Source organism: endosymbiont of Riftia pachyptila (vent Ph05) (genome assembly GCF_000224455.1).
Classification (GTDB): domain Bacteria; phylum Pseudomonadota; class Gammaproteobacteria; order Chromatiales; family Chromatiaceae; genus Endoriftia; species Endoriftia persephonae.
On sequence record NZ_AFOC01000047.1, the window covers coordinates 19997 to 27086 of the forward strand.

Below are 7090 nucleotides of genomic sequence, written 5' to 3' on the forward strand. Positions count from 1 at the left end.
GCACCCCCTATAGCTGATCGTCTTGTTTGCTCAGATGATTCTTCAATGGCAGACGGGCCAGCTGCCCGCTGAGGTGCAACAGATCCACATAGCGCTCCAGGATCTGCTGGCGGATCTTCGCCTCCTCCAGCTTCCACTGCAGACGATCTTCGAAGATACGATAGATCATCAACGAACTAGCGAGATCATCCCCAATACCGTCCAACTCCTGCAGGCGATCCATCACCAAGCCATAAGCCTGCTGCAGCTCCTGCAGTTCGACCCTGACCATGTGCAGTTGCTGCGGTAGCTCCTGCTGCAATAACTGCTGCTCACGGCGGGCGCTGTTCAATCGGGTACGGGCCTCGGCCAACCCTGGATCAGCAGCAGTGCCCAAGGGAATCTTGATGCCCAGGCCGATAGAGTAGGAGCGGGAGTTCTCCTTGGCAGCATCATAACCAAGATCAAAAAAGCTGAACTGTAGGCCCTGCTTAGCGCGTTGCTTCGTCAGCTGCGTCTCCGCCACCTGCACCGCACTGAGTTTACTTGTCAACAGGGGGTTTGCCTGTGCTGCTTCATCCAGCTGCGGCATCTCGTCAATGGCCTGCATCACTCCAGCCACACTCTTGAGCCAGCTGTCGTCCAGCTTTTCTTCGATGCTCACACCCTGCTGGCGCAGCGCTTCCTGTTGGGTCTTCAAGGCACGTTGCAGTCGCATCTGCTGCAGGCGTGCCTGGGCCAGATCCTGATCGCTCTCCAGCAGCTTGGCGAAACGAAACTCCTGGCTTTCTGAAAGGCTCTGATAGGCGCTGATCCGCTCCTTCAGCAAGGTGATACGCCGCTCCTGCAGATCTCTTTCCCGGCTCAACCGCATCGTCTCCAACAGTTGCCGGTAGCGTTCGCGCAGCGCCTCACTCAACAGGCTGCGGTAACGTGCCTCCAGCATCGTCTCGCGTGCCTGCCACTGCTGTGTCTCCGCCTGCATACGGGAAAACGACCGGGGGTGCAGGCGCACGACATAGTCACCCTCCGACACGCCTCCATTATCGAACTCCATACGCAGTTCCACGTCCTCCAGTGGCATAGAGGCTGGCTTGAGTGAAGCCATGCCACGCCAGCTCTCCTCTACATCCAGCACCTCTACCCCCTCGCGAGCAGCAAGGAGAAATGCATTAATATCCGGCGGGGAGGCATGCACTCCCAGGCTGGCAAAGCACACCGAACAGATCACCGAAAAATGCCAGCATAAGCGAAGGTAACAACCATTTTTCTGAGGCACCCGCATGCTCAAGTACCCTGTGAGTAGTGTGTAAAATGTGAATTGGCCTTGCCTTCTCCATCGAACACGATCAGAAAACGGTCACGTGCGGAGTTATAAGCCAGCCCCTCGGCTCTGTTACCGGTAAAATTCCTGAGAACCATTAACTCGTTCGACTCTGGATCGAAGCGCCACAGGGTACTGTTATCACGCTCGCCACGCCTGGAGTGGGTCAACAGATACAACTTGTCGTGTAGATAGAGCGCATCGGTGACCTGCGCAAAGGCTCCAGTGACTGGGTCGCGGAACGGCACCCTGCGCCAAATCGCAACATTCTCCGGCGCCAACTGCTGGGTGGCGAACAGGGTATCCAGCTCGCGAATCACCAAAAACACCACTTTGCCATCCCCATCTATCGGGGATTTGAAGCCCAAAACCAACTCACCTTCCCGGGGAAGAAACATCGCCTCGACATCCATACTCTTCTCCACCAAAGCACGACGCAGGTAGAGAGCCCACTCCGCATCCCCTCCCTGTTGTGCGGCCTGTGCAAGCACATCATTCAATAGCACCTCGGCATCCAGGCTCAACACCTTGCCGCGGCGCACCAAACGCAACAGTTTATTACCACGGGGGTTTATCTCGCCCTTCTTGCTGTAGAACTGGGAGCTGGCGATGTAGATAAAGCGGCGATCTGAAGCGATCGACTCCATGTCATCGATCTTTGTCTCCCCCACCAGCTGCAGATCCTCTTCGATCTTGCCCTGGGGCGTCACCAGATGAAGCAGCGGACGGTTCGCCTTACTCTCATCGCTGATAACAAGATAACGGTCGATGTCCGACAGGTAGAGGGCACCGGAAGCCTCTACCGTCTGAGCCAGGCGTGTCGAGTCTTTATAGACAAGCTCTTGCGGATCCGATGATATAAACGGCAAAAACGGACTGGCGATGGCGATCCACGGATTGCGCTCCCGCTGTGCGGACACCACCACCTTCTCACCCAGCAGAAGGGGGTTTTTCTGACCGATGCTGACCAGCACCTCGCGCCCCCAGGCCGCAATGTTCTGGTGGCGCTTGAGGCGATCGGGGTACTCGACAATGCGCGACCCCACACTCTTGACGTACCCCGCCATAGGTTCATCGCTGTTGGAGGCCGGACTAATCCACACCTGCTGACCCACATGGACGTTATTAAACACGTCCTCGTGAATATAGCCCTTGATATAGGAAGGGGTCTTGCCATGCAGCGTGATCACCGGTTTGAATGGTGCGACGTCCTCACCCTCGCGAAACAAAACCGAGCCGACCATGCCGTCAAAAGGTGAGTGGATGAAGAGTTCGGACTTCGCCGCATCCAGGGAGCGGCGCTTAGCCTTGAGCTTCTCGATCTTGGCATCCAGAGGATCACGCCCCTGCAACTGACCCCGCAGATTATCCATTTTTGGCTTCAGCGACTGAAGCAGATGTGCGCGCTTCTCTTTGAGCCCTGCAATTTTTAAACGCAGTGGACTGCTGGCCTCTTCGCCGGATTTTGATTTTAGATATCTCTCCTCACCCACCAACTTGCGGTTGATACTGTATTGCGACTCCAGTTCGCGGATCTGGTAGTCGATCTCCACCAGCTCTGCCGCCTGCTGCGCACGCAGGCTCTGCAACTCTGACTTGAGCTTCTCATGACGCAGAGAACGCTCCGCACTGAGTACATCGATTTGATAGTCGGCCATGGCAATCTTGGTGAGCAGATCAGCGCGCATCAGCTCCGCCACCAAATCTCCCTGCTTGACCTCTTGACCGGGCACCACATGCAGCCGGCGTATTGCCACCGGATACTGGAAGCTGATCACCTGCTCACGGCTCTCAGCGATGCCAAAAAACTGGGTGGTCTCGCCACGGTAGAGCAGTGTCATCAGCACCACCGCCAGTAAGGTGAAGCTCCAGGAGAAGAAGAGTTTCTTATTGCCACTCATAACTCGACCGTCGCCTCCTGCATGTAGAAACTCACGCCCATGATGCTATCGATCGCCTTCAGTTCATGTACGAAGTCATCTCGATCCTTGCCACGCCTGAGCTTCACCTGGTAGGCGTAATCCAGGCGGCTCCCCTGTGACATGTCCCGCAGAGTGATTAGGGTGAAACGCTTGCAGAAGTGTGCCAGCACATCCTCCAGGCGACGCTTGCTCTCAGAGTGATTCTCCAAGCTGAAACGCACCATGCCATCGAACAGGGAGGTCTGGCCAAATGGGGACCAATAGAGTAGGAACGCCACCAAACAGAAACCGAGGGTGCCGACGATGGCAATGCTGAAGCCGTACACACCATTGGCCACCCCCACCGACAGCGAGGCAAAGATAAACACAATGTCACGGGGATCTTTAAAATTGGTGCGGAAACGGATGATAGCCATGGCAGCCATAATCCCCAGACCCCGCGCCAGGCTATCACCCACCGCCTGCATTACAGTGGCCGCGACGATAGAGATCAGTATCAATGTCTGCGCATAGTTGCGCGAATAGGAGAGGCCCCGATAGGTCTTCTCGTAGGTGACCGCCACCAGCGTAGACAATACAAATGACAACAACACCACATAGATCAACGTGACCACTGTGGCATTTTCTGAAAACGTCTGAACGGTGATGAAATCCAGCATAACGCCCCCCCTGAATACGTGAAAAGCAGCAGAGAGATAGGCACCTACTCACCTGCAACAACACAAGTTCCGCTTTAGTGTTATTGCTCGCCCTCACCCATCGGCTCCATCTTTATTTGCGCCTTCCTTGAAAAAAATCAGGACTGTCTCTCCCGCCCCTCTAAGGGGCTGAATAAATTCATCCTGGATTCCTCATAGCAGACTGCGATGCCAACCTGGTTTGCCTCCTACCCCAAAATCCATGGTGTAACACCATCGAACTGCGGGGCCATCCCTGGCCCACGGAAATCTCTAATTCAACCAGAGCTCCCAGCTCACCGCCGCGCCGGCACTATTTTCTGTTATGGAATGAAGCCTTCCGCAGCCAGCTGGCTGCGCAACTCGGCAGCATTGCCGCCCAGGATGTCATAGATCTTGTCGACCTCCTGCTGCCAGGCCCCATCACGGGTGCGCGGCGCGTTCGGATCCACCGCATCACCCCAGCGCGCCGACTCACCAATCACCGCCTCGCGCACAAAGTTGGTGAGAGTCATCCAGCGCGCCCGGGCCACTGTATCGTCCAGCACCCCACCCGGCCCCGTCAGCTCATCGACCCGCGTGGAAAAGCGCGCCATGAAATCCGCATTCTGCCGTGCCGCATGCCAGATACGGGCGATCACAAACGCATCACCCACGCTGTTGACATCCTCCGAACTGAGAAACGCCGGATGGATCTTGGCCTTCCCGCTGGGATTGCCAAAGTCCTGTGGTGTATCCCAGGCGGCCTCGCCGTCCCAGGCGAAATACATCAGTCCGGTGGTATCCTCCGGCGCAGTCTCATTACGATTGCCTGCATACCAATTGTTATCCGGCCAGTCGTTGGTCGCCGACCACCAACTCACCAGCAGGTAGTCGATGAACGGATCCACCTCGAGGTAGTCCTGCAGCTCCGCATAGTTGAACGGATCGCTCATATCACGGTAGATCAGGGTCTCGGTCAGGTAGTTGTAGCGGGTCGGATCGCCCGATAAGGGTGGCGCGTTGTCGTGTACTAGACCATGATTGGCGGCGAACCAGTGCTCATCTGCGCCACCGAAGTAACTGGAGAGGAAATGCTTATCCGCCCGCTCAGTGGCGTTGTAGAGCCCCCAGTAGAGACCGTTGATATAGAGATGCACGTAGGTACCCCGCATACCATGGCCACTCGCCGCGATCTGTGTGTCGCGGTAGAACTGATCGACCGTATAGGTGGTCTCATCCGGATGCCAGCTGCGTGCCCAGCTGCGATTGTTGCCAGCGCGCAGGATCAGCTTGTCGTACTTTCCGTCTGCAGTTGCACCGTTCAACGGCGCCCGATTGAGTAGGTCGGATTTGAACTTGGCGTCGCCATAGAGAGCTCGAAAATTGAGCCGCAGCGAACGTTTTAGGCGGTTATGCGAGTGGGATTGGATGCCCGCATTGGCCTGATGGCTGGCCCCCGGATCATCCGCATAGAGGATCTCCAGCGAAACCGCCTTCTCGATATCTTCGGTCTCATAGAAGCCTGAACCACCAAAGATATCCGTCGGGTCTATCGAGATAGACATGCTCGGCACCGCACGCATCGCTGCGATCATCGAACCACTGTAGTTCGGATCGTCGACGATATCCGGATCCATCTCGTAGTCGTGAACCGCCGCACCCTGACCCAGGCTGTAGCTGTTATTGGGATAACCCGGCACTGTTGCCGGTTGGCGGATCACATCCTCCAGGAACAGGTAGCTGTGACTCTGCACGCGTCCGACAATCACACCCGAGCTGAAGCCAGCCACCCGCAGCACCGTGGTGGTGGTGATATCCACCGCTCCGGTATAGTCCAGCCCGTTGCTCAAGGTCGGCTCACTGCCATCGGTGGTGTAACGTACCAGCTCCACCGAATCATCACTGCTGACTGTGACCTGGAACGGCGCATCGTAGAAACCGCGCTCCACGCTCAGACTCAGCGGCTCACCACTGCTGCCGCCTGAGCCGTTGGCCTCACCTGGCGTAGGCATCAGAAAGAAGGCCTCCGCGCCATTATCATCGATACCATAGGAGACATCGGTCGTCTGCGGCGGATACGCAGGCGCGTATTCATCGGCGATCGTGCCATCCGGGCGCACCAGTGCCAGATACTCACCACCAGCACTCAGTTTGAACAAGGTATGGTATTGACCGACCGGCGCGGGCGACTTGCCACTGGCGAAGACCACTAAATGCCCGCCAGCCGCCAGCGACACACTCTCAGTGAAACACCACTGAAACAGATCAGCGCTGTCATCGGTCAGGCACCAGTTCAGCAGGTCGACCGCGCTGGCACCCGTGTTGTGCAGCTCGATCCAATCTTCGTAGTCGCCGTCGCCATCCACCAGGGTGGTTGCGTTGGAGGCCATGAACTCGCTGATCTCCACCGTCTCCAGCACGCTACCGCCATAGCTCACGGTGAAGTTCACCGCCAGCACCGCCGAGGCATGATCCGCTGCACTGGCGGTCACTGTCGCCGTGTAGCTGCCGGCAGCCAGAGCCGCGGCATTGGCGGTAATATCGAGCAGGTCCGGAGTCAGATCATCCTCACCCGAGGCGGCGACTGCCGACAACCAGCCGAGGCCGCCATCATCCACTGCCAGTGCGTAGCCACTGGCCCCTCCCTGCAGGCTCGACAGGTTGACCTGGACGCTTGTCGCATCACCCACCTGGGCCGACAGGCTCAGCGATGCGGCATCGAAGCTCAGGGCATCACTCAGACCCGCGCCGTTTGCCGCACCGGGGGTCGGGATCGCGAAGTAGCGCAGCTGGCCAGCGTCGCTCACGCCATAGCTGATGTCATCTGACTGCGCCGGGAAGTTCGGGCTATAGGCATGCGCCAGGCTGGCATCGGGACGATAGAGCCCAAGGTACTCACCGCTCTTGCCGAGTTTCAGGTTGGCGTGCAGCTCCTCTGGTACGGCCGAACCCGTCTTCTTGCTGGCGAACACCAGCAGGTAGCCATCTGCATCCAGGCTCACCGATGGAAAGCACCAGGTGTTCCATACCGCCACGTCATCGGTCAGGCACCAACCAGCCAGATTCACCGGATCGACACCCACATTGTGTAGCTCGATCCAGTCCTCGTAGTCGCCGTCACCATCTGCCAGGGTGGTCGCATTGGAGGCCATGAACTCGCTGATCTCAACGACTTCTGGCAAGCTCCCCAGAGCGGTGACCTGCAG

The 7090-nt window shown here is 57.5% G+C and carries 4 protein-coding genes; all 4 read right to left on the reverse strand.

Going from position 1 to position 7090, the window contains the following annotated elements; translation table 11 throughout:
• Positions 1-7: 7 nt before the first annotated feature.
• Positions 8-1198 carry a TolC family protein gene (locus RIFP1SYM_RS08865; RefSeq protein ID WP_240992065.1) on the reverse strand — a complete coding sequence of 397 codons (1191 nt, stop codon included), beginning with the start codon at positions 1196-1198 and terminating at the stop codon, positions 8-10.
• Between the two features lie 68 nt (positions 1199-1266).
• The gene (locus tag RIFP1SYM_RS08870; RefSeq protein WP_005962081.1) at positions 1267-3204 is read right to left on the reverse strand and encodes an HlyD family secretion protein; all 1938 of its coding nucleotides are present in this window, start codon (positions 3202-3204) and stop codon (positions 1267-1269) included.
• The gene (locus RIFP1SYM_RS08875) at positions 3201-3884 is read right to left on the reverse strand and encodes a DUF4956 domain-containing protein (protein ID WP_005962083.1); all 684 of its coding nucleotides are present in this window, start codon (positions 3882-3884) and stop codon (positions 3201-3203) included. The genes RIFP1SYM_RS08870 and RIFP1SYM_RS08875 overlap by 4 nt, the downstream gene beginning before the upstream one ends.
• A 341-nt stretch (positions 3885-4225) precedes the next feature.
• Positions 4226-7090 (reverse strand): lamin tail domain-containing protein (locus RIFP1SYM_RS08880; RefSeq protein ID WP_050798739.1); only part of this gene is annotated, 2865 nt, incomplete at its 5' end.